Annotated in this window: 21 protein-coding genes and 2 pseudogenes; 9 read left to right on the top strand and 14 right to left on the bottom strand. The window is 31.5% G+C overall.

The annotated features are described in order from the left end of the window. Nucleotides 1-31: 31 nt before the first annotated feature. Together PQF96_RS01205 and PQF96_RS01210 are read right to left on the bottom strand one after the other, a co-directional pair. The gene (locus PQF96_RS01205) at nt 32-445 is read right to left on the bottom strand and encodes a response regulator (RefSeq protein WP_109436577.1); all 414 of its coding nucleotides are present in this window, start codon (nt 443-445) and stop codon (nt 32-34) included. 301 nt (nt 446-746) lie between these two features. Beyond that, on the bottom strand, nt 747-1,157 hold the full coding sequence (locus PQF96_RS01210; protein ID WP_143917448.1) for a response regulator: 411 nt from the start codon (nt 1,155-1,157) through the stop codon (nt 747-749). Nucleotides 1,158-1,435: 278 nt separating this feature from the next. Between PQF96_RS01210 and PQF96_RS01215 the strand changes: the two genes are divergently transcribed. Then, nucleotides 1,436-2,626: a hypothetical protein gene (locus PQF96_RS01215; RefSeq protein WP_271764820.1), complete on the top strand. Its 1,191-nt coding sequence runs from the start codon at nt 1,436-1,438 to the stop codon at nt 2,624-2,626. Next, on the top strand, nt 2,626-3,639 hold the full coding sequence (locus PQF96_RS01220) for a metal-dependent hydrolase (protein WP_109436574.1): 1,014 nt from the start codon (nt 2,626-2,628) through the stop codon (nt 3,637-3,639). Before PQF96_RS01215 ends, PQF96_RS01220 begins: the two co-directional genes overlap by 1 nt. A 55-nt stretch (nt 3,640-3,694) precedes the next feature. Here PQF96_RS01220 and PQF96_RS01225 read toward each other — a convergent pair whose 3' ends face one another. Both PQF96_RS01225 and PQF96_RS01230 read right to left on the bottom strand, forming a co-directional pair. Further along, nucleotides 3,695-4,195 (bottom strand): DUF1761 domain-containing protein, encoded by a 501-nt coding sequence (locus tag PQF96_RS01225; RefSeq protein WP_271764821.1) that lies wholly within the window; start codon nt 4,193-4,195, stop codon nt 3,695-3,697. Between the two features lie 57 nt (nt 4,196-4,252). Beyond that, complete coding sequence (locus PQF96_RS01230; RefSeq protein ID WP_271764822.1) at nt 4,253-4,852, bottom strand: LysE family translocator; 600 nt, start codon at nt 4,850-4,852, stop codon at nt 4,253-4,255. Between the two features lie 74 nt (nt 4,853-4,926). Between PQF96_RS01230 and PQF96_RS01235 the strand changes: the two genes are divergently transcribed. The 5 genes from PQF96_RS01235 to PQF96_RS01255 all read left to right on the top strand — a co-directional run bounded on the left by PQF96_RS01235 (nt 4,927) and on the right by PQF96_RS01255 (nt 9,872). Further along, nucleotides 4,927-5,412, top strand: coding sequence for a biotin/lipoyl-containing protein (locus PQF96_RS01235; RefSeq protein ID WP_109436571.1), 486 nt, complete (start codon nt 4,927-4,929; stop codon nt 5,410-5,412). A gap of 49 nt (nt 5,413-5,461) precedes the next feature. After that, on the top strand, nt 5,462-6,904 hold the full coding sequence (accC, locus tag PQF96_RS01240) for an acetyl-CoA carboxylase biotin carboxylase subunit (protein ID WP_109436570.1): 1,443 nt from the start codon (nt 5,462-5,464) through the stop codon (nt 6,902-6,904). Between the two features lie 4 nt (nt 6,905-6,908). Further along, complete coding sequence (locus PQF96_RS01245; protein WP_271764823.1) at nt 6,909-8,450, top strand: acyl-CoA carboxylase subunit beta; 1,542 nt, start codon at nt 6,909-6,911, stop codon at nt 8,448-8,450. A gap of 168 nt (nt 8,451-8,618) precedes the next feature. Continuing rightward, complete coding sequence (locus PQF96_RS01250) at nt 8,619-9,341, top strand: alpha/beta hydrolase (RefSeq protein ID WP_109436568.1); 723 nt, start codon at nt 8,619-8,621, stop codon at nt 9,339-9,341. 27 nt (nt 9,342-9,368) lie between these two features. Continuing rightward, nucleotides 9,369-9,872, top strand: coding sequence for a hypothetical protein (locus PQF96_RS01255; protein ID WP_271764824.1), 504 nt, complete (start codon nt 9,369-9,371; stop codon nt 9,870-9,872). 29 nt (nt 9,873-9,901) lie between these two features. Here the strand turns inward: PQF96_RS01255 and PQF96_RS01260 are convergent, their stop codons facing one another. The 7 genes and pseudogenes from PQF96_RS01260 to PQF96_RS01280 all read right to left on the bottom strand — a co-directional run bounded on the left by PQF96_RS01260 (nt 9,902) and on the right by PQF96_RS01280 (nt 18,039). After that, a complete protein-coding gene (locus PQF96_RS01260; RefSeq protein WP_143917440.1) occupies nt 9,902-10,624 on the bottom strand; it encodes a class I SAM-dependent methyltransferase in 723 nt (240 codons plus the stop codon). A gap of 305 nt (nt 10,625-10,929) precedes the next feature. Continuing rightward, nucleotides 10,930-11,205 (bottom strand): biotin/lipoyl-containing protein, encoded by a 276-nt coding sequence (locus tag PQF96_RS28615; RefSeq protein WP_408629603.1) that lies wholly within the window; start codon nt 11,203-11,205, stop codon nt 10,930-10,932. Between the two features lie 26 nt (nt 11,206-11,231). Then, a pseudogene (locus tag PQF96_RS28620) lies at nt 11,232-11,490 on the bottom strand (biotin/lipoyl-containing protein); the annotation flags it as partial. Between the two features lie 135 nt (nt 11,491-11,625). Beyond that, nucleotides 11,626-11,844: pseudogene (locus PQF96_RS28625) on the bottom strand (biotin/lipoyl-containing protein); the annotation flags it as partial. A 125-nt stretch (nt 11,845-11,969) separates the two neighbouring features. After that, complete coding sequence (locus PQF96_RS01270) at nt 11,970-14,339, bottom strand: fibronectin type III domain-containing protein (protein WP_271764826.1); 2,370 nt, start codon at nt 14,337-14,339, stop codon at nt 11,970-11,972. A 357-nt stretch (nt 14,340-14,696) separates the two neighbouring features. Continuing rightward, the gene (locus PQF96_RS01275) at nt 14,697-15,341 is read right to left on the bottom strand and encodes a response regulator transcription factor (RefSeq protein WP_109436563.1); all 645 of its coding nucleotides are present in this window, start codon (nt 15,339-15,341) and stop codon (nt 14,697-14,699) included. After that, complete coding sequence (locus PQF96_RS01280) at nt 15,331-18,039, bottom strand: ATP-binding protein (RefSeq protein ID WP_271764827.1); 2,709 nt, start codon at nt 18,037-18,039, stop codon at nt 15,331-15,333. Before PQF96_RS01280 ends, PQF96_RS01275 begins: the two co-directional genes overlap by 11 nt. A 262-nt stretch (nt 18,040-18,301) precedes the next feature. Between PQF96_RS01280 and PQF96_RS01285 the strand changes: the two genes are divergently transcribed. Continuing rightward, the gene (locus PQF96_RS01285; RefSeq protein ID WP_271764828.1) at nt 18,302-19,939 is read left to right on the top strand and encodes an ABC-F family ATP-binding cassette domain-containing protein; all 1,638 of its coding nucleotides are present in this window, start codon (nt 18,302-18,304) and stop codon (nt 19,937-19,939) included. Between the two features lie 328 nt (nt 19,940-20,267). On the opposite strand, the gene PQF96_RS01290 is transcribed toward PQF96_RS01285, so the two are convergent. Beyond that, nucleotides 20,268-21,161: a hypothetical protein gene (locus PQF96_RS01290; protein ID WP_271764829.1), complete on the bottom strand. Its 894-nt coding sequence runs from the start codon at nt 21,159-21,161 to the stop codon at nt 20,268-20,270. Nucleotides 21,162-21,308: 147 nt separating this feature from the next. Then, nucleotides 21,309-21,938, bottom strand: a complete 630-nt coding sequence (locus PQF96_RS01295; RefSeq protein ID WP_271764830.1) for a GyrI-like domain-containing protein — start codon at nt 21,936-21,938, stop codon at nt 21,309-21,311. A gap of 173 nt (nt 21,939-22,111) precedes the next feature. Here PQF96_RS01295 and PQF96_RS01300 point away from each other — a divergent pair, with 173 nt between their 5' ends. Beyond that, nucleotides 22,112-22,522 carry a hypothetical protein gene (locus PQF96_RS01300; RefSeq protein WP_271764831.1) on the top strand — a complete coding sequence of 137 codons (411 nt, stop codon included), beginning with the start codon at nt 22,112-22,114 and terminating at the stop codon, nt 22,520-22,522. 73 nt (nt 22,523-22,595) lie between these two features. Here PQF96_RS01300 and PQF96_RS01305 read toward each other — a convergent pair whose 3' ends face one another. Beyond that, complete coding sequence (locus tag PQF96_RS01305; protein WP_271764832.1) at nt 22,596-23,150, bottom strand: STM3941 family protein; 555 nt, start codon at nt 23,148-23,150, stop codon at nt 22,596-22,598. Nucleotides 23,151-23,185: the final 35 nt, after the last annotated feature.

Here is a 23,185-nt window from a genome sequence, read left to right on the forward strand (position 1 = left end):
ATACCTTTATATAAAATGTCAAATCATTTTGTTAGGAACATAAGGCTGGACGTACATCAGAAAAATATGTATTTACAATCTTACAAACTATTTCCTTAGATAACATTTTTTCCTGAAACTCCTTTATTTCTGGGATATTTTCTGCTTTTGTTCTTTCTTCTTCATTTAGTGTTGTACCAAGCATAAGAACAATAATAGATTTTTTTAAATTACTTTCTAGTTTTTCAAACTCTGTAAGAAACTCCCAACCATTCATCACTGGCATATTTACATCCAGAAAAAGTACTTCTGGAACAATTCCTGATTGTATATACTCTAATGCTTCTCTCCCATTTTTTGCAACCAACACTTCTTCAACACATTCTGTCTTCTGGATTATTGTTTTATTAAAAAAATTGGTTGCATCACTATCATCTACTAAAAGAAAATATTTTATTTTTTCCATATTAAATGGTTATTACTTCACTTGGTTTAATCGTTATTATTCTTTTTAATGTAAGAAACATAAATTCACTACTTTTTAGTTTACACTTTAATACCTTGGTACAAAACAATCTAAAAAAAATTAAGTCATTCTTAAAATATAAAAAACAAAATCTATTTAACGATTAAGTACACAAATAAACGACAAAAAGATACTTGTTATTATTTTTCGGTCAAAAATAAAGTAAATTCCTAACCTACAAACTTTATCTATCGTTAAAAATGATAGGTAATAATATTATAAACAGTATTCTAAAGTGCTCTTACTTATTAAAATGATTTTCTAATACATTATCCAATAAATCTAAGGATAGTGGTTTGTTGATAAAATCATCAACAGAGTGATTTTTGGCAGAAGCTCTTACATCATCGGGGTTAGAAGATGTAGACAATAAAATCACTTTAATACCTTCTCTAATTTGTTCATCTAGTTTAGAAAATTCAATTAAAAACTCCCACCCATTCATCGCAGGCATATTGATATCCAAAAATATAAGATTGGGTTTTGTAGCCGTATTTTGTGCTACATTATTAAGATATTCAAGAGCTGCCATCCCACTCTGCACAGTATTTACTTTATGAAAAGCACTGTGTTTGGCAACAACTCTTTCGTTAAAGAAATTTGTGGCTCTGTCATCATCTATTAACAGAACGCAATCAACCAATGTATTCATTTAAATTCCCAATTACACTCAAAGGAAATAAACTTTCTTGATATTACCATAAGAAAATCTAATTTTATGAAAGACTTTTCGTTCAAAAACACAAATTTAACGGTAAACCGTACTTTATACAGTTGTTTTTATAATAGTAAAACTATGAATAGCTTAAAACGCTATAATCATCTTCTTTTAAATTGGTTTTGTAGTTCTTTTAACGAAGACTCTAAAAAATAAATGTAAATTTGGATTATATCGAATTCTAATGCATTCGAGAATATTGTAAGGAATATATGCTTGATAAAATAAAAAATAAATGTAAAACATCATCTTTAAAATATGTTTATTACAATCATATCGATGATATACCTCATGTTAACTGGGATATTATAAATCCAGAAAACAACATCTTTCTTTCTTTAGATTATCTTAAAACATTAGAGAGCACTCTTTCCAGTTCTATTCGCTTTAGATATATTCTATTTTATGATAACGACATTCCTGTTGGTTTTGCCGCAGCACAGCTTATAAAATTTAATTCGGCACAGTTAAAATTACAAGAATTCCCCTGCTGTATTAGTGACACTATTAAAAATACATTGTTTAAAAATTTAGATGTTAGAGTATTGGTGTGTGGTAATTTATTTTCTTGCGGCGAACATGGTTTTGTATATAATACCGATTACATCTCCTCAAAAACAGCATTTGAAAGTTTGTCTGATGCATTACGTGAAATCCGAAAATCAGAAAACTCAGACAAGCCCTCTTTTATTTTATTAAAAGAATTTTGGCCAGAGTCTTTTGATCATAGTGATTATATCAAAGAACATGATTTTAGAGAATTTAAAATCGATGTCAATATGGTACTACATATGCATTCTAACTGGCATACTTTTGACGATTATATGGCCAGTATGAGAACAAAATTTAGAACTCGGGTTAAAAAAGTTTTTAAAAAATCTGAAAACATAATCGTTAAAGATTTTGATGCTGAAGACATAGAGATATTTAAAAACGAAATTGACAACCTTTATTTATCTGTAATTGAAAAAGCTGATTTTAAAATTGGTAAACTTAATGCTTATACCTTTAAAAATTTAAAAGAATCATTAGATCAAACTTTTGTATTTAAAGGATATTTTATTGAAGAAAAACTAATTGGATTTACAACCTCTTTTGTTACTAATGATATCGTAGATGCTAATCATATAGGTATAGATTATCAGTACAATAGCACTCATTCTATATATCAAAAAATGTTATATGACTATGTTGACTTAGCCATACACAAAAAGGCTCGTGAGCTTCGATTGGGAAGAACAGCAGAAATTATTAAAAGTTGTGTCGGCGCAAAACCAATTGAGATGAAACTATATGTCAGGCATGGAAACTCTATTTCAAACACCTTATTAAAACCATTAGTAGAACTAATTTCTCCAAGTGAGTACGAAATTAGAAATCCTTTTAAACTCCAATTAGATTAATGGATTCATTAACTCAAATTGTTTTGGGAGCAGCTGTTGGTGAAGCAGCTCTGGGAAGGAAAGTAGGTAATAAAGCAATGCTATGGGGTGCGATTGCAGGAACTATTCCTGATCTCGATGTACTATCAAAAATTTTTGTAGATAATGTCACTGCTAATGAATTACATCGGGGCTTTTCACATTCTATACTCTTTAGCATATTAGCAGCTCCAGTATTGGGTTGGATGATTTCTAAAATCTATCAAAATAAAGAAGCTGATTGGAAAGATTGGTCAAAACTTATGTTTTTGGGGCTTTTTACACATCCTATTTTAGACGCATTTACTACATGGGGAACCCAGTTATTCTGGCCATTCGAATATAAAGTTTCTTTTAAAAACATATTTGTAGTAGACCCTCTCTATACTATACCTTTTTTAATTTTTGTGATTCTTGCTATGTTTTATAAACGTACTCATCCAAAAAGGAAAAAATTCAATCAACTTGGGTTGTATATTAGTAGTATATATATGATCATCACATTAGGTTTAAAATGGTATACCTATGGTATATTTCAAACCAATCTTGAAAATCAACATATTTCTTATAAAGAAATTCAAACCAAACCCACTCCATTAAATAGCATTTTATGGACTGCTAACATAGAAACAGAAGATTCTTTTTTAATAGCTTATTATTCTTTATTAGAAAAAGAAGATATCATTGTTTTTTCAGAATTCCCAAAGAATCATCATCTCTTAGGTAAAATGAAAAACGATCCTCTAATCCCTAGATTAATCAAATTATCAGAAGGTTGGTATACTATCGAAAAAAACGATAACAAACTATTTTTTAATGATCTCAGGTTTGGACAATTAGGAGTAGGCACAGAAGCTAGTCGTTTTGTTTTTAGTTATGAATTATTTTATGATGACAACGGTATTCTTACAGCCAAAGAAAGAGAACGAAATATGGAAGACACTACTCCTCTACTTAAAAAACTATTCAGTCGAGTATTAGGCAATAAATCATAAAAAAAGGGACTTCATTAAATAAAAGCCCCTCTGATCGATCTATTATTATATATATTTATGCAAACTGGCAAATCACACCTCCCATTAAGGCAAGACAAACTATCCAGTACCCAATATTAACTGCCATATACTTAAACCCTTTTCTTTCGAACAGGGCATTTGTTCCCATCACTGGTAATACTACCATTAATCCAATCATAGTACCATGTAAAGCTCCATGACCAAAAGTTCTAAAATTATTACCATACTTCGCCATATAATCTTGTGCATATTGATACGTTTCTGTACCTGCTTCTGTTAATCCAGGCTCATTCATAATACTAGAAAAAAAACCAAATTGATGAATCACAAAGGTATTAAGTATAAAAGCTAAGAAGAGACTAAAAACATACGATAGAATAAATATCAAAGCCATATTCCCTCCTTTTAAATCTTCCTGAGTAAATCCGCAAGCATTCATCCATGCTGTACCAAAAACTTTTGGGTTATACCATATAAATCCTAATATCATTGGGATTAACGCTGCAAGTGCAGTAATTAAAAAATTAAATTCCATATCAGTTAGTATTTAAAGTTGTTTCTCAAATATAACCAAAATCAATCTAATACGGTTTTACCACACTACATATAACAACCTGATAGAAAAGCAAATAAGAAGAAATCCTGTCACTTTAAAAAATACAGATAACCTTTTGGATGAGATAAATTTCTTTACTTTTTTTGATAAGAATACTTTAAGTAAATCTGTGGTCAATATACCTGTTAGAACAGCTACAATAAAAATAAATAATGATCCATTTTCTGAATATTTATGTTGACCATAGTTATAAACACCTATCCAAACTACAAAAACAAATGGATTAAAGAAATTAACACTAAATCCTTTTAAAAAAAAAGAATGCAACTTTTTGGATTGTACTATAATATCAGCAGTTGTTGTAACTTTTTTCATCAAATAATTAATTCCCAAACCAAAAACAATTACACTACCTATAACTCCTATCCAAAATTTATTTTGTTCTATAGTAACAAAAGCTGACAACCCATAATAACATAACATCACGCAAACAACATCGCTACAAATAATACCTAAAGCGACAGCCGTTCCTGCCTTAGAACCAAATTGAAAACTACTGTTCAACAGTAAAAAAAATACCGGACCTACAAAAATGATCATTCCTAATCCAATAATAAATCCTTCTAAAAAAGACATTAAGATATTTTTGACGTTTAAATTCTCGTAAATATAATATCTATATTTATCTTGCGAATCAAATAGTCATACTTATGAGCAATATATACAAGGCTGGTGTAAATAAGATCTTTGAGTTTGATCTTACCGACCAAGATATTTCAACAATAAATACTATAAAAAACTCAAGTTCTTCTTATCATTTACTACAAAATAACAAATCATACCATACAGAAGTTGTATCATCTGATTTTAATACAAAGTCATACACCGTAAAAGTTAACAATACTACCTATCAGGTCAATATTGCTAATGAATTGGATATGCAAATCGCAGCAATGGGCTTCTCTATTGGCTCCGCAAAACAAGTCAATAGTATTAAAGCACCAATGCCTGGTTTATTATTAGACATTCAGGTTTCTGTTGGACAGGAGGTAAAAGAAGATGATCCTCTTCTTATTTTGGAAGCCATGAAAATGGAAAATGTTATTCTATCTCCCAGAGATGGTGTCATCAAATCTATTTCATCAGATAAAGGTGATGCCGTAGATAAAGGACAATTATTAATCGAATTTGAATAAGCCTTCAACAGGCATTAAAAAGAACAGCACGTTCTAATCATTTTTCAGTATGAAAAAAATATTAGTAGCAAACCGAGGTGAAATAGCAATAAGAGTAATGACAACCGCTCGTAAAATGGGAATCAAAACCGTTGCTGTATATTCTACGATCGATAGAAATGCGCCTCATGTAAAGTTTGCAGATGAAGCAGTATGTATAGGAGAAGCACCTTCTAACCAATCTTATCTTTTGGGATCAAAAATAATAGAAGTTGCAAAACAATTGAATGTTGATGCCATACATCCCGGGTATGGATTCTTGAGTGAAAATGCAGATTTTGCAGAAGAAGTTGAAAAAAACAATATCATCTTTATTGGTCCAAAATCTAAAGCTATAAAAGTAATGGGTAGTAAGTTAGCAGCAAAAGATGCTGTTAAAGCTTATGATATCCCAATGGTCCCTGGTATAGATGAAGCTATTACCGATGTTGTCAAAGCAAAGAATATTGCAAACGAAATAGGGTTTCCGATCTTAATCAAAGCTTCTGCAGGAGGTGGCGGAAAAGGGATGCGTGTCGTAGAAGAAGAAAAAGATTTAGAATCACAAATGAACCGTGCTATTAGTGAAGCAACCTCTGCTTTTGGAGATGGTTCTGTATTTATTGAGAAATATGTAGCCTCACCACGACATATAGAAATTCAAGTGATCGCTGATAGTCATGGTAATGTTCTTCATCTTTTCGAAAGAGAATGTAGTGTACAACGCCGACATCAAAAAGTAGTGGAGGAAGCTCCTTCTGCTGTACTTTCTCCAGAACTACGTTCTAAAATGGGAGAAGCCGCTGTAAAAGTAGCTAAAGCCTGTGACTATCTTGGTGCAGGAACTGTTGAATTCCTTTTGGATGAAAACCATAACTTCTATTTTCTTGAGATGAATACAAGACTACAAGTAGAACATCCGGTTACAGAACTCATTACAGGAACAGATCTTGTAGAATTACAAATAAAAATAGCACGAGGAGAACAACTAGAATTACAACAAGAAGATTTAAGTATCACCGGACATGCCTTGGAATTAAGAGTATATGCCGAAGACCCTTTAAATGATTTCTTACCTAGTGTTGGACATTTAGATAAATATATATTACCTGTCGGAGAAGGAATTCGTGTAGATAATGGTTTCGAAGAAGGAATGGATATCCCTATTTATTATGATCCGATGTTATCAAAACTCATCACTTACGGAAAAACCCGGGAAGAAGCTATTCAATTAATGATCAAAGCGATTGATAATTATGTCGTAGAAGGCGTACAAACCACATTACCTTTTGGAAAATTTGTATGTGAACACGAAGCCTTCCGCTCGGGTAACTTTGACACACATTTTGTGAAAAAATATTATACTCCCGATTTGTTACAATCGGCAACTGAAGAAGAAGCTAAAATTGCTGCTTTAATTGCAATGAAACAATATATCGAAGATCAAAAAACACTACGCATACCAACGCACTAAGAATATGGACTCAAAAATAAAAACGTTACAAGAGAAAATTGCTCAGGCAAAATTAGGTGGTGGTGAGCAACGTATTGAAAAACAACATCAAAAGAAAAAATTAACCGCTCGCGAACGGGTCGAATATCTTCTTGATGAAGGTTCTTTCGAAGAAATTGGTATTTTGGTAACACACCGTACTACAGATTTTGGTATGGAAAAAGAAATTTATTATGGAGATGGTGTGGTTACTGGGTACGGGACTGTAAACGGACGCTTAATCTATATTTTTGCACAGGATTTTACTGTTTTTGGAGGTGCATTATCAGAAACACATGCCGAGAAAATTTGTAAAGTAATGGATATGGCCGTAAAAACAGGAGCCCCTATTATCGGACTTAATGATTCTGGTGGGGCTCGAATTCAAGAAGGAGTACGATCTCTGGGAGGTTATGCCGATATCTTTTTCAAAAATGTACAGGCATCTGGAGTGATTCCACAAATTTCTGCTATTATGGGACCTTGTGCCGGAGGAGCCGTATACTCTCCAGCTATGACCGATTTTACAATGATGGTTGAAGATACAAGTTATATGTTTGTCACTGGTCCAAACGTAGTAAAGACAGTTACTAATGAAGAAGTTACCTCAGAAGAATTAGGAGGAGCCAGTACACATTCTACAAAATCAGGAGTTGCTCATATTACTTCTGCTAATGACATAGAATGCCTCGAAGATCTTAAGAAACTGTTGAGTTATCTCCCACAAAGTAATAAAGAACAACCCAAAAAACTAGCCTATACGCTAACCGATGAAGTAAGAGACAATCTCTCTACTATTGTGCCTGATAATCCTAATAAACCTTATGATATGCATGAGGTTATTGAAGGGCTTATTGATGCCGATTCTTTTTATGAAATCCATAAAGACTATGCTGAAAATATCATTGTAGGGTTTGCCAGAATTGGAGGAAGAAGTATTGGTGTTGTAGCGAATCAACCTTTATTTTTGGCTGGAGTTTTGGATGTGAACAGCTCTAAAAAAGCAGCACGTTTTACCAGGTTTTGCGATTGCTTTAATATTCCGTTATTGGTCTTGGTTGATGTTCCAGGATTCTTACCGGGAACCGATCAAGAATGGAACGGTATCATTGTGCATGGAGCAAAGTTATTATATGCATTAAGTGAAGCTACCGTACCTAAAGTAACGGTAATCACACGTAAAGCTTATGGCGGAGCATATGATGTAATGAACTCAAAGCATATAGGTGCTGATCTTAACTTTGCCTGGCCATCGGCAGAAATTGCCGTGATGGGTGCAAAAGGTGCTAGTGAGATTATCTTTAGAAGAGAGATTGGTGCAGCAGATGATCCCGCAGCCAAACTTGCCGAAAAAGAAGCTGAATATGCCGATAAATTTGCAAATCCTTATCGCGCCGCACAACGTGGTTTTATCGATGAAGTAATTCTTCCAAAAGACACTCGTCGAAAACTAATCAAAGGATTTAGCATGCTCGAAAATAAAGTAGTTGTTCGTCCCGATCGCAAACACGGCAATATCCCTTTGTAATTTGTGATTATATATAACAGTATTAAAAGTAGAGTCGAAAAATTCAGATATTAACTGTGTTATCGACTCTATTTTTTAAATCCAAAATTATAACAAAAGAATAGTATGTATCAAATACATTATTTAGTATTTTAGATTCTTATTTTTAACTGAAAAGTCATTTTATTCATGAAACATATATGTACTCTTTTTTTGATGTTTTTTGTATGCTATACATATAGCCAACAAACTATAACCTATAAAGCTACCGATGGAATCAACATTACTGCTGATTTCTATAAAGCAAACGGTAGTGATCAATTTATTATTCTTTTTCACCAAGCAGGTTGGAGTCGTGGAGAATATAAAGAAATTGCTCCAAAACTTAATGCACTAGGCTATAACTGTCTAGCAGTAGATCAACGATCTGGTGGAGCTGTTAACGGAGTACAAAATGAAACTAATGCTATGGCCAAAAAGAAAGGTAAAAAAACAGAGTTTGTTGATGCCTTTCAAGATTTAGAAGCTTCAATAGCTTATGTTAAAGAAACATATCATCCTAAAAAACTTGTGATTTGGGGTAGCTCATACTCTTCTTCATTAGTGCTTAAATATGTAGGTGAATATCCAGATGGAATTAATGGTGTACTTTCATTTTCTCCAGGAGAATATTTTGAAGATAAAAAATTTATTACTAAAAGTGCCAGCCATATAAAAATACCTGTATTTATTACCTCTGCTCAAAATGAAAAAAAGAGTTGGTCAACTATTTATGATGCAATACCATCTACCAAAAAACATTTTTTTCTTCCAAAAACAAAAGGAAATCATGGATCTAGAGCACTTTGGGCGAAGTTTTCTGATCATGATGAGTATTGGCAGGCTGTAAAATCATTTTTAGAGACTATATAATTATTCTACAATCCAATTCTCAAGGGTATGAATGATTTTATAACCAATTTAAAGAATGACAAAAGGAAACGTAAAAGACTTGTGTTTATGCTTCTGTTTGTTGTATTTCTTTTTGGTATACCTATATATACAAATGCTTTTATATATTTTGATAATAAGGCAATGTATGAAAATCCAGAGTCTGGACAATATTATGTATTTAAACACTTCAACTATACAAAATATGGTGTGCCTAAAAACAAGATCAGCTTATACCCGCCTGCTTTGGAAATATTAAAGGTTAATAAAGTGTCCAAAGATGCTATTACTTTCTTGATCCCAGAATATATTTTTCCTTTTACAGGGAAAATTAATTCAAGCCATATCAGAGAAGTCAAAAGACTCGAACAAGAGAATGGGATGTTTTCTTCTTCTAGCACGATAGTAGTACCAACAAAAGATGTCAAAAAATACTGGGATAATCATTCTTTTTTTTATGATAACGAAAACGAAAAAAATAAAAACATTGTAAAATTAGTTGGTATATACTAGCTAGAGGTGTTTTATCACACTTATCTGCATTATTCGGCGCTAACTTCTTTTCTACCGCTAATTCCCGTAGCACAGCCTCCAAAATAACTATGAAATGTAACATCTAAACCTTCTGATTTAAATATTTCGGCAACTGATAATGAGTTTTCGTACACTTCTGTGTACTTCCAAAGCATTTTATATTCTCTCGGATTACCTATAAGTAATCTACCGCAAATAGGTACAATATATTTTAAATGTAATTTGTATAACCCCCTCAAGAATAAACTTTTTGGTTGAGAAACCTCTATAAATGAAAACTCTCCTCCTGCCTTTAAAATCCGTTTTGTTTCCTCTGCAAGTTTTACGATTTGTTCTTCGCTAAATGTTTTAAGTCCGAAAGCAGAAAGTACCACATCAAAATGATCTGACGGGAGGTTATTCTGCAAGGCGTTCTGGTTTGTTATATTAACACTATCATTAAATTGAGAGGAGTTTTTCTTGTGTGCCTGGCGTAACATACCTTCAGAAAAATCTAACGCAGTAAAGTTTCCATTAGGAAAATGCCTTTTTACGGGATGCCATGTTTCTCCCATACCTGTCATTAAATCAATAACTTCGAGTTCTTGGTCAGAAGGTTTGATAGGATCAAGAAATTGCTTTCTCCATCGTAGTGAAAACCCAAAAGAAGTAATATAATTTACTCTTTCATATGAACCACTCATTTTATTGAATAGCGTTTTTATATATTCTGGATCATATTGGTTATTCATTATATTTAGCAATCTTTTAATGTAAACATTATCTTATTTCATTTTTGAAAGAGGTTTCAAAATTATGTAATAATGTTAAAGCAAATGTAAATAGCTTAAATGAATATTTTCTCCCTTTTTTCAGTGAAATTATTTTCCAGAAAATGAATTAAACTATGACGAACTTTAGTATCATAAAATTCACTAAATAATTCCTTTTTTTCAATTTTGTATTTTTAGAGACAATGATATGATTTCAATAAATAAAAACACTGTAAAGTTTTGTGATAAAACCTTTTTCTTTAAGAAGTTCAATCTTATTTCATTTAAGAAATAGAAGTACTTGTTGTTTCTATAATTGCTAATACCATATTTGCCGATACTGTTTGTTCTCCTTCTACTTTATATAATAAAGTACCGGTATGTAAGGGTTTAAATTCTATAACCTCTCTATCGGTTTCTACCTTAGCCAATAATTCCTTTTTCTTAATCGATTCTCCTACTTTTTTATACCAGGTGGTTACTATTCTTTCTTCAGAAGTAGTATGTAATTCTGGTATTCTAATCACTTCTACTCCTCCTGGAGTCTCTACAGGAAACATTGTCGTATTAGTTTGCCTTATAATTTCTGACACATCGGTACCTGCAGGCCCAATGATTGCCAAAATACCATCTACTAATAATGATTGTCCATTTTTAACTCCTTTATATAGTAAAGTCCCGTTATAAAAGCTTTCAAACTCCATAATTGCTCTATCAGTTTCTATATCTGCCAGAACATCTCCTTCTTTTATAGTATCTCCTACTTTCTTATGCCATATACTTACTATTCCTTCTTCCATTGTATCTGACATTTTTGGCATGACAATTAATTCTACTCCTTCTAGAGTAGTAATTTTATCCAAAGTAAATGTGGATGTAGGTATTGTTCTTATTCTTTTTCGAAATACTTTTTTAGGAGGTGTTATTTGATATAAAAATCCTGAAATATCTTCTCCTTCTTCTCCAACGATACATAATAATTCTCCTACAGGGATTATTTGATATTCTTCTGTAGCTATAAATAGTACAACACCTTCATAAAAGGAATCTAAATCAATATATGCAACATCAAGGTTAATTTCTGCCAGAACATCACCTTTACTAATTTTATCTCCTTTTTTGACAAACCACTTACCGATAAATCCTTCTTCCATTGTATCTGTAATTTGAGGCATATTAATTTGTATCGCCATGATCATTATGTTTTTGTAGTAATAGAACTCATTTTGAACTTTTAATTCTGAGCTATAAAAACTTATTGTTACCCCCTTCCAGACAAAAGTTCAAATGAGTTCATAGTAAATTTAAAATTAAAAGAGCATGACTATAAAGTGAATACTTGTTGCTCGGTTGCAGTTGTCCCATCAGAAAAGAAAGCTATCATTTTTAGGTTATGGTTACCATCTTCTAGTATTTCACCGTTAGAAACTGTACTCATGGTATAGTTTGAAGCTATACCTGGGATATCTATACGACTAAGTCTATTGTCTACATAAATATAATATACAAAATCTTTACCATCAGGTGCAATGGGCGTTGTCCAAACAATCTTAATTTGCGTTCCGTTAAATTGCGGAGTAATAGAAAGAGGAAAAACAATATTAGGATTATCTATAACTGCTGTAGTACTAAATGTTTCAATAATTGGATTAGAAGTCTCCCCTGTTTGAGCTGTTGCAGTTATTGAAATAGAATAGGCTGTACCCGGACATAAGTTATTGAGCAGTAAAGAATTTCCTGTAACTTGATTTCTTTCAACATGTTCATTTACAAGAATACTGTAAGATACTGTGGTGTTACCTGTCGATATTGAGGGCGTCCAGGTTAGCATTGCTTTTTCGGTTGTAATATCTATAATATTGATATTAAAATCAGAAAGCACAATAGCTTGGGAAGTACTAAATGAAATATCTACAGGATCACTCGAACCTCCATCTGAAAGCGCCTCTACTGTCACATTATAAAAAGTATTAGGGGTAAGGTTTTCGAAGGTATATGATGTTTCGAAATAAGTATACATGTTTGTCACTGGATTACCATCTAGATACACATTGTAATATATAGTTCCCCCATTAGGAGTATAGGATGGCAACCAATTTATAGTAGCGGTTGTGCCCGTTATATTTTCTACTGATAGGTTTTCTACGGGATAAGGTGGTGGTGGATCTATTCTGAAATTTAACTTTTCAATGGCTATACTTCCATCTGAAAAAACCGCTTCTACTTCAATATCATAATTCCCATAAGATTCAAAAGTAAATTGTCCGAACTCATCTACGGGGACAATGTTATTAAGCATGTTTGTTGTACCAGGTAAGTTTGCTTCTTTTAACTCAAGGCCTTCATAAACATTATATATAAAACCCTGACCATCTGGAGCAATTGGAGGAACCCATTCAATCACACCTCCTCCTACATGAGATAGTGGAAAAGATATGTTAGGGTTGTCTACGGGACTTGCTGCCGTTGTAAACTCTTTTTGTATAAATTGATTTACTTGATAAACATTCCCTGCTGTTGCTTGAATTGTAATTACGTATCTCGTAGAGGGTCTTAAATCATTCGCCTTGAAAAATGTTTCTGTACTACTGTCCGATGCTATTATTCCTAAAAGTTTGTAAGATACTTCTGAATTATCTGATGCAACAGATGAGGTCCAGTTAATTCTTGCACTATTAGAAGTAATATCATCAATACTCATTGTGAAATCAGAAAGTGTGATAGTCTCAGGGGTTATAAAAGAGAAATGACCAGTCTTAGTAGTAGTAGTAGTAGTAGTATTTTTTGCGACTACTTTACCAGAATACGAAGTATTGGGTTTTAAATCACGTAATTGAATATTTAAAAGTTGACGAGCATCAGTGTTGTTTTCTAAAACTTTCTCATCTCCTAAATAAACATCATATAGAATTTCTGCATCATTGTCAAAGTTTGGTCTTTTCCATAGTGCACGTGCAAAATCATCTCGTACAAACTCAATATCGACCGTAAAATCTGAAGGCTCAGTACTCAAATTATTGCTTTCTTTTGTCTTAAAAGAAAAACCAATATTTTTGGTTTTCTCATTAGAACTTATGGCGATAATTTCACCTGTATATTCGGTATTGCTATTTAATAAGGGTAATAAAAATCTTGTTGAAGTACTGTTTTCTGACACTTTATCACCTTCTAAATATACATCATACCTGATCTCTGAATTATCAGTTATTGTAGCCGCTTCCCATTGCAGTGTAGCACTTACTAACGTTATATTGGTTACTTCAATCAAAAAATCACTTGGCTCTGGAGCATTAGCATTTTTATATTTTTTAGTTTTAGCAGAAAAAGGTATTTTCTCTAATCTTACTTTACTTGTTTTACTTTTTGATTTTTCGCTGCTACTATTGGCTATAATTTCTCCTATATAATCAGTATCACTTTCTAATCCAGTTAAGGTAAAATCTGTATCTTCATTACCCTCTTTAATTTTTACTCCTTCCAGATAGATATCATATGTAACCTTGGCATTATTATCAGCTTTAACTGCTTCCCAATTCAAAGCTATAATAGTATGAGATATATTCTCTGGAGCAATAGGTAAATTATTTAATTCTTGTTCAAGTTCTAATGGTTCATTTATAGTTTCATCATCTTTAGAACAACTTATTACTAATGCTAGAAAAAAAAATGATAGAAAAAGATGTATTTGCTTCATAGTGAATAGGTTTAAAAGTTTAACTTGATATTAGGGATATTCATTTGGTTACCACTATTTCAATAAGAATTAGTTTTTTTAAGTAATACTCAAAATTATCAAGTTAACATGAAGTTGACTTCCCTACTTTTGGCAAAAATCACTACCCTATTTATCGGGTAATGAAACCTAACTTAACCTATTAATGAGTTGAAACCGGGTGCTCAATAGCTAGTATATGTTCCTATGCATTAATATATAATTGAAGAAATAGGAATTGCAGAAATACTGATAATTCTGTTTAACATAGAATACGTTAAACTTAAATCTAAAGGAATACAACTTGTAAAAAAACAGAGGGAGACCAATATAAGTATATCAAGTTAATCCAGATTCTATAGCATATCTTGTAAGCCCTGCGATGTTACGCACTCCTAATTTACCTAGTAATGTTTTGCGATAGCTTTCTATAGTATATTTGCTTAGCATAAGTATATCAGCAATCTCCTGAGAAGTATGTTCTTTGGCAATAAGTTTTAGGACTTCTTTTTCGCGCGGAGTGAGCATCACTTGTTTTTCTTTTATTTTATTACTGTTGAACAAGAAATCTTGATATATATTTTTGATGGTATCAGAAAAAAAACTCGAACCATTTAGAATTGTGTCTATAGCAGTTAGTAGTTCTTCTTTCTTAGCGTTTTTTGGTATATACCCATCTACATGATCATTTATAAGTGTTCCTATCTTGGAGACATCTGCATGCATACTAACGATTAAGGTTTTTACCTCGGGATGCTTTTCTTTTATAAGTTTATTTAGGGTAATACCATCCATAGAAGGCATACTCAAATCACTAATCACCAGATCAACCGATTTAGGAGGGTTGATATCTAGGTATTTAATAATATTTTCTCCATTTTTTGCAGTAAATAAGATTGTATACTTTTCATGTTCATTGAAAATACTAAGTAAACCATCTAAGAACATACTATGATCATCTGCAATAATCAAGTTATATTTCATCGTGTGTATTATTTAATGTTGGTATAACTATAGGAATATCAATATTTACTATAGTTCCTCTTTTTGGTGTAGAATCGATATGCATCTCTCCTGCCAATTTCTTTAGTCTATTTTTTATATTGGTTAATCCAATACCAAATCTGTTTTTTGAAACTATAAACCCCACCCCATCATCTTCAAACAACAACTTAATTGCATCTTCAAAGTGGTTAAGTTGAATCGTAATTTTATCTGCATTGGCATGTTTAATCGTATTAGTAAGTAATTCCTGTATAATTTTAAAAATTTCTACCTGTAGATTTTCATTTATCATATTTAATTCTTCAACAGGATATAAGTCACAAATTATATGATGATTCCTGGTACTATTGAGATTCTCTACATATTCCTCAATAAGATTAGTAAATGGGTTCTGAACAAACTTTTTTGGAATTAAGTTATGAGACATATCTCTTGCCAGTTCATAAGTCTCATCTATTTGATTTACAATTTTATCATAATTAAAAGTGCCTTCGTTAAAATTTGCAAGTTGTAACTTTATACTAGATAAATTTCCCCCAATACTATCATGAAGTTCTTGTGCAATACGTTCACGTTCTTTATGCTCTCCTGTTATTGAAGCTTTGATCAGTTTTAATTCTTGATTTTTGATTAGAGAAGTTACTTTTTGTTGATTTATCTCTTCTTGCTTATCACGTAGTTTATGTTGTGCTCTTAATTTTTGGAAATATACATATAGTAAAACAATGATAGGGATCAAAATGATGATAAATGCAATTAGAATTGTTTTTTTTACAGCACGTTGCCGGGCTATTTCATTTTCTTTAAGCGATTGTTCTTTTCTAAGCGATAATATCTCATTTTCTTTAACCAACTGTTCTTTTCTAAGGGATAATATTTCATTTTCCTTGAGCAACTGTGTCTGTTTTAGCGATAGCACTTCATTTTTTAATGTTTCTAACACATCACCCTCATTAATAATCGGATTATAGGTTCCCTTTCCTAGTTTAGCAAGATCTGTAAGTGTATTGGTTCCTGTTTGTTTTTTTGTGGTGTAGTGTAGTGTTGATAGATAAACTCCATTATCTGCTTGTTTCTGGATTTCGTTTTTAAACTCAGTACTCGCTTCAAAATCCCCGTCAGATAAAATAACAATCCTATTGCTCCCTTTTTCAATAAAACTATCTAAACTCTCCTTATAAGCAAGCATTAACCCTGATTTTGCACTTGTTTTTTTATTGGTATTTGTAGTAAACGTTAACCCAGAAATTATCTGTCTTAGTGCTTTTTTATCATAATCTGTACCTGTTTTTATTATTTTATTTGCTGCTATAGCGGTATAGGTAACTATGGTGAGTTGATCTTCTGGTTGTAATGTTTCAATGAGACCAATTACAGTACTTTTTAGCTTATCTAACTTTCTTTTTTCTTTTTTTGATGTAGATAAATCTATAAGCACCACTAGATTATTAGTGACTTCTTTTTTTGATGTAGTTCCTTTTTGTTTGGTTACAAGATCTTCTCTACTGGTTATCTTGGTTGGAAGATTTTCTCTATTGGTTACCTTTTTTCCATTAATAAAGACATTTCCTTTAATATGCAAACCATCTTCATCCCATCGCATTACAGCAGCATATTCTTCTTCTGGTATAGCCGTTGGAAAACATACTCTAAAAGGCATTAATTCTTTAACAATGTGCAACATAGGGACCTTAGGATTAAAATCATTATATTTTCTTAATAAAATGCTATTAAACCTATCTATCATTCTTATCTCATACCCTAATCCTTTATACCCCTCACAATCAATACTCCCCATTTTTGTTATTGGTTCATGTTTTTCTTTAAGATAATTTATTGATTGATTAATAATATCATCACTCCAACTTTTTATATTGTTGCAGCGAAGTTTTACACCAAGATGATGCTCTTCAAAAAAAACTTCTAATTCCTCATATTGCTTATCTCTAAATGTATTATGGGTTCTTATACTTTTTTTATAGATGTTTATAAACTTTTGAAGCTGTTTCTTATCTTTTTTACGTACTGAATGAATCATACCTTGAGCTGAGGATATAATATCTTTAGTTAGTTGTAAAACTATTGGCAATTCTTCTTCTCCGAATATTTTTTGTGTTGTTTGTCTAAATTGGTAATTTATTAGAATCAGCTCTTTGTACTTTAATTCGTATTTTGTTAGTAAGCCATAGGAGTTTTCGAATGTTAAAGACTCAAAAAACAACATTTTATTATTTGATAATTTAACTAATTGGTTTTCTAAATCTTTTAATTCATTAAACTTACTCTGATATGTATTGATTACTTCTTTTAATTTCCTACTAACTTCTGAAGGGTTCTTTTTTCTAAATTCACCTAATTGTATAAATTCTTGTTGTAGTTTTCCTGGAGACCAATCCCATTTTTCATATCTATTTATTATTGGTAAAGGTTCATGAGCATTTTTTATTTCAATCAGATCATCATTATCTATATGTCCTTCAATATGATTATCTGCGTTTGTCTTAATATACCCATTCAATTCATCTAACTCTTCAATTACTTCTAAAAGGTATTCATTACAATGATTCACATAATCAATATGCTGATTAATGAGTTTTCTATCCTCATCGGTGGGTTTTACCTGACTAAAGCAAACATTGCAAAGAATAAAAAGTACATATATTATCTTCTTAGTCATATTCTTGATATCCGATTTTTTTAATAGAGGAAATATTGTCATAAAATTACAACAAAAAAATTCTGTCTAATACCCTATAAATAGGGTGAGATTTATAATAGCCATTATATTTTATTTTGTATTACTATTTCTTCAAAAAAAATAATGTATACTGCATGGATAATGGGTTAATGTATAGTATCAACTCTCAAACACTAAAACCCAAATATTTCCTTTGTCATCACTCGCTTTTTTTTAGTTTTGCATCTTTAAAGAAAATGATATGATTTCTGTAGATAATATCGCTGTAGAGTTTAGTGGTGCAACCTTGTTTAACAATGTTTCTTTTGTCATCAATGAAAATGATAAGATTGCTCTCATGGGAAAAAATGGTGCTGGTAAATCTACTATGATGAAGATCATTGCCGGAGTACAAAATGCTACCAAAGGGAATATACGATATCCAAAAGAAGCTGTTATTGCCTATCTACCTCAACATCTTTTAACCGATGACAACTGTACTGTATTCGAAGAAGCGTCTAAAGCTTTTGGACATATCGCTGCGATGCAACAAGAGATGGATCAACTTAATACTGCACTCGAGACTCGAACCGATTATGAATCAGAAGAGTATATGAATATCATCCAAAAGGTAACTGACCTAGGCGAAAAATTCTATGCTATAGAAGAAGTAAATTATGACGCAGAAATCGAAAAAGCCCTACAAGGTTTAGGGTTTAAAAGAGAAGATTTCACAAGACCCACCAGCGAGTTTAGTGGTGGTTGGCGTATGCGCATCGAACTTGCTAAAATCTTATTGCAAAAACCAGATTTAATCCTCCTTGACGAACCTACTAATCATGTTGATATTGAATCTGTAATCTGGCTTGAAGATTTCTTGATTAATAAAGCAAAAGCAGTGATTGTAATTTCACATGATAAGGCTTTTATAGATAATATCACTAATCGTACGATCGAAGTTACTATGGGTAGGATCTATGATTACAAGGCCAACTACTCACACTATCTTCAATTACGAGAAGATCGACGAGCACATCAAATTAAAGCGTATCAGGAACAACAAAAATTTATTGCCGACACTAAAGATTTTATAGAACGATTTAAAGGCACTTACTCTAAAACTAATCAAGTCAATTCGCGAGAGCGCATGCTTGAAAAATTGCAAATCATAGAGATTGATGAAATCGACAATTCTGCTTTAAAATTACGTTTCCCTCCTTCAATGAGATCAGGAGATTATCCTGTTCTGGCAAAAGGTTTATCAAAAAGCTACGGAGAACATATTGTATTTAAAGATGCAGACCTATCAATATCCAGAGGAGAAAAAGTGTCTTTTGTAGGTCGTAATGGTGAAGGAAAATCAACTATGATCAAAGCCATAATGGGTGAAATAGATTTTGAAGGAGAATGTACATTAGGTCATAATGCTAAAGTTGGATATTTTGCTCAAAATCAAGCTTCACTGCTAGATCCTGGTCTTACTGTTTTTCAAACAGTAGATGAAGTGGCTCAAGGAGATATCAGAACACAAATTAAAAATATATTGGGGCAGTTTATGTTTAGTGGAGATGATATTGATAAAAAAGTATCGGTACTTTCTGGTGGAGAAAAGACTCGACTGGCTATGGTAAAACTTTTACTGGAACCTGTAAATGTCCTTATACTTGATGAACCAACCAACCATTTGGATATTAGATCAAAAGATGTATTAAAAGAAGCTCTTTTAGCATTTGATGGCACACTAATATTAGTTTCTCACGATCGTGATTTCTTACAAGGATTATCCCAAAAAGTATTTGAATTTAAAGACAAAAGAGTAATCGAACATTTTGAAACTATAGATGAATTCTTAATCAGAAATAGAATCGAAAACTTAAAACAAATTGATTTAAAATCATAAAACGCCATTACACTTATAGTGAAGTAATCTGTTAGCAATGAAAAAGACATCTTCGTACTACGTGTAATGACGTTATGATTCTAGTTGGTCAATTTAAAACATCTTGACACCACTTTCAAAATTGTGACACTCAAAACAATGCTAAAAGTCTAAGTCTTACTAATTATATTGGGACAAAAATTTCATCATCAACCTCGCACCGAAGTTATGATTCATTATCGCTAACTTTTCGACAAAATGTGTTTGACTTAATTTCCATACATTACTTTGAGTGTTTTTCGTGTTTTGACACATAAAATATATCGAGATGTTTTATTCATTTATAATTCTACAAATTAGATTTTGATTTCTTTCTCAATACTTCTATAAAATCTGCTTTTACCCAATAAATATCTCCATCTTTTCCAAAGAAAAAATATTTACCATCCGGAGAAACGTAAGGCCCATAACCAGTTATAGGGTTTTTAGTAAAATAGCTTTGGTTTAATTTAAGAGGTAAGGACCATTTTCCTTGATCATTTTTAAAACTTATATGAAATGGATTTGACCAATGTAAAGGCTTAAATATGATATAGTCATTATTTGGTGAAATAAAAAACTCTGCACAAGGGTTAATTCTATACGGAAGTAATTTTGGTTTTGAGTACTTTCCATTTTTAAACTTTGAAGAATATGCATTGTAAAGATGCCTATCGTAAAAATAAAAAGTATTGTTTTTAGTAAGCTGAGCTAAACCAAAACCTTTTTTAGCTTTTATATTTGGAATTATTGAATCAACTTCAGACCAAGTATTATTTTCTTTTTCTGAAAAGACGATACGAGCAATCGCTCCATTATGTATGGGTTGTTCCATAAATATTTTTTTCCCATCTGCACTAAATAAAGGATAACCTATAATTTTGTTATCAGTGAATTTGGCAATTTTAGGAGTAGACCATTTTCCATTTTCAAATATGGAGTGCATCAATTTTGGTTTAAAGTAATTGTTTCCTCCATCAGGATGCCTACCAAAAAAACACTCTTTCCCATCTGGAGAAAAAGTAATTTTTTCTTCCCATCGATTTTTTAATGAAATTATGCCTTCTGCAAAAAGAACTGCCGCATCTGCAGGAGGTGGTTCGCTATCAAAATAATTAATTTGGGGTTGTTGTTGGGCACATATATTGTAGCTGAAAAACATAAAACAACAAATGATAAGAATACAAGATGCTTTTTTTTTCATAACCATGTGAAATATGATGATTGATATACAAAAATAAAATCTTATACTCTATTTATCAACCATTTACATCCAAAATCGTATAACAAATCACCTAAATCTATGGACCAATATATCATATGGTCACCAAGAATAAAACAAAATAATCAGCTATAAAAATGCTACTTTAAAGCGTAATACCGTTTTTAATTTTTCTGCGGCAACTCTTCTAAAATCTGTTAAGTAAATTTCTCGATGTACTTTAGAAAGTCTTGTAAGACCTTTCTTTTGAGCAAAAGTCTCCATGATTCTAAAGCTTTTATGTTCATTATCATAACTCCCTATATGCATCATTTGTATACATTTCCCCTCCTTTATACACTCAAATTTTATATGGTCAAATAATCGATGAGGTTTTTTGTTTTTTGTTTGTATCATCATTTTTTGTACAAATTCTTCTTCAACAAAATTAGGCTGCCTAATCATCAATGTAAAAATCAAATCATTCTTATCTAATGTACCATCATAAGTTTTCTTTGCCTTCTCATTAATATCCCATACGCCTTCAAGGGGATATACTGTATAATCTACATATCCATTGATTTCGGGTTCTTTTTTTAGATTCATTTTAATAGCATACGACAAAGAATATAAAACACTAATATATTCTGAAAAAATATCACTATTAGGATTTCCTTCTCCTTTAATAGTTAGAAATTTAAATTCGGGGATATCAATAACTTCAGGTTCATTTTTAGGGAGGTAGACTGTTTTTTCCCTTTTTCTCCATTCCTGTTTCATAACGAATTGTTTTATAATAAAAAAGAAAGGTAAAGAGTAAGTATGACAACCCTATGTCAAGTATATAAATTTCCTTCTCGAAACTAACAATTATTTGATCATAAGATAATTTTGGTTTATCATTCCTCTATTCGTCTCATTGTATTTTTAAAGTAACTTAAAACCTAAATATTATGAGAAAAATTATTTCCTTATTCGTAATCACCTTGATGTTATCCTGTAGTGTAGAAGAAAATAGTACCTCAGAAGAAAAAAACAGTTCACTTAAATCTTCGTGCCCAGGAGAACTTAATGGGGTTGTAGGTCTATGTGGATTTGATCGACATGGCGACCCTATTGAATACAATGTTTGGCTTACTAATGTAGGTCAAATTAGTGGATTTCCTACATGGGAAATCAGCACTAGTGAAATAGAAATTGTAAGTACAAGCAGATACTCATGTAAAGTAAAACTTAGAAGACCAGAAGGACAGGTACAGCATTATAATACTATTGGGACCGTAGATGTATCATATAATGGTAATTGTGTTAAGTCAAAACCTATTAATATTACCAATTGTAGAGACTATTCATATACGGATTAATGCAACAAAATAAATCTACACTAAAAAAGGGTATTTGAACATAAAGATTCAAGTATCCTTTTTTAATATCATATCAGATATTATTATGATCTTCTATTTTTTTTCGTTTTTTAAGTTCACTACTAATCAATTTTTCTAAATCATCATACTTTATTTTTAAAGAATTGGATGTTATTGATAATGGAGAGCCATACATTTTATGATTGGCTTTCAATGCTCGTTTAGACAGCGTATTTTTTGCACGTTCAATATATTTATCTGGTTGATCTGTTAGTAACATTAAAATTTTGGTCGAAGCAATTTGTACAGTCTCAATTCCTGTGATATCGTTCCACTCTATTAACCCGACACTTGTTGCATTGGTATGGTCTGTGATTCCATTTTGGTCAATTATCAAACCCATTTTATTATCAAAAAGTTTTTTAACAGCAAATCCCAAACAAAGTCCAAAAAATCCAACAGCTACAATCCCAATAATTCTAACAATTTCTGAATTACGAAAAAATCCTGACGCAAACAAACCAGGACTCATTATGAACAACACCCCTAATATTACAAATACTAATGCTCCAATTAATAATAGAAATATTTTTTTCTTACTTAATTCTATTTCGATTTTATCTTTCATATGCTAAAAATAAATATGGTAAAAGAGAATTGGCT

The sequence above is a fragment of the Aquimarina algiphila genome, from assembly GCF_947494415.1.
Classification (GTDB): Bacteria; Bacteroidota; Bacteroidia; order Flavobacteriales; family Flavobacteriaceae; genus Aquimarina; species Aquimarina algiphila.

Bases quoted from the DNA above. Each gene is read 5' to 3' on its own strand.
- PQF96_RS01270 (WP_271764826.1), bottom strand. From the start codon at position 14,339: ATGAAGCAAATACATCTTTTTCTATCATTTTTTTTTCTAGCATTAGTA.
- PQF96_RS01260 (WP_143917440.1), bottom strand. From the start codon at position 10,624: ATGAATAACCAATATGATCCAGAATATATAAAAACGCTATTCAATAAA.
- PQF96_RS01215 (WP_271764820.1), top strand. From the start codon at position 1,436: ATGCTTGATAAAATAAAAAATAAATGTAAAACATCATCTTTAAAATAT.
- PQF96_RS01205 (WP_109436577.1), bottom strand. From the start codon at position 445: ATGGAAAAAATAAAATATTTTCTTTTAGTAGATGATAGTGATGCAACC.
- PQF96_RS01225 (WP_271764821.1), bottom strand. From the start codon at position 4,195: ATGGAATTTAATTTTTTAATTACTGCACTTGCAGCGTTAATCCCAATG.
- PQF96_RS01280 (WP_271764827.1), bottom strand. From the start codon at position 18,039: ATGACTAAGAAGATAATATATGTACTTTTTATTCTTTGCAATGTTTGC.
- PQF96_RS01305 (WP_271764832.1), bottom strand. From the start codon at position 23,150: ATGAAAGATAAAATCGAAATAGAATTAAGTAAGAAAAAAATATTTCTA.
- PQF96_RS01290 (WP_271764829.1), bottom strand. From the start codon at position 21,161: ATGAAAAAAAAAGCATCTTGTATTCTTATCATTTGTTGTTTTATGTTT.
- PQF96_RS01275 (WP_109436563.1), bottom strand. From the start codon at position 15,341: ATGAAATATAACTTGATTATTGCAGATGATCATAGTATGTTCTTAGAT.
- accC (WP_109436570.1), top strand. From the start codon at position 5,462: ATGAAAAAAATATTAGTAGCAAACCGAGGTGAAATAGCAATAAGAGTA.
- PQF96_RS01210 (WP_143917448.1), bottom strand. From the start codon at position 1,157: ATGAATACATTGGTTGATTGCGTTCTGTTAATAGATGATGACAGAGCC.
- PQF96_RS01295 (WP_271764830.1), bottom strand. From the start codon at position 21,938: ATGAAACAGGAATGGAGAAAAAGGGAAAAAACAGTCTACCTCCCTAAA.
- PQF96_RS01220 (WP_109436574.1), top strand. From the start codon at position 2,626: ATGGATTCATTAACTCAAATTGTTTTGGGAGCAGCTGTTGGTGAAGCA.
- PQF96_RS01300 (WP_271764831.1), top strand. From the start codon at position 22,112: ATGAGAAAAATTATTTCCTTATTCGTAATCACCTTGATGTTATCCTGT.
- PQF96_RS28615 (WP_408629603.1), bottom strand. From the start codon at position 11,205: ATGTTTCCTGTAGAGACTCCAGGAGGAGTAGAAGTGATTAGAATACCA.
- PQF96_RS01245 (WP_271764823.1), top strand. From the start codon at position 6,909: ATGGACTCAAAAATAAAAACGTTACAAGAGAAAATTGCTCAGGCAAAA.
- PQF96_RS01230 (WP_271764822.1), bottom strand. From the start codon at position 4,852: ATGTCTTTTTTAGAAGGATTTATTATTGGATTAGGAATGATCATTTTT.
- PQF96_RS01235 (WP_109436571.1), top strand. From the start codon at position 4,927: ATGAGCAATATATACAAGGCTGGTGTAAATAAGATCTTTGAGTTTGAT.
- PQF96_RS01250 (WP_109436568.1), top strand. From the start codon at position 8,619: ATGAAACATATATGTACTCTTTTTTTGATGTTTTTTGTATGCTATACA.
- PQF96_RS01285 (WP_271764828.1), top strand. From the start codon at position 18,302: ATGATTTCTGTAGATAATATCGCTGTAGAGTTTAGTGGTGCAACCTTG.
- PQF96_RS01255 (WP_271764824.1), top strand. From the start codon at position 9,369: ATGAATGATTTTATAACCAATTTAAAGAATGACAAAAGGAAACGTAAA.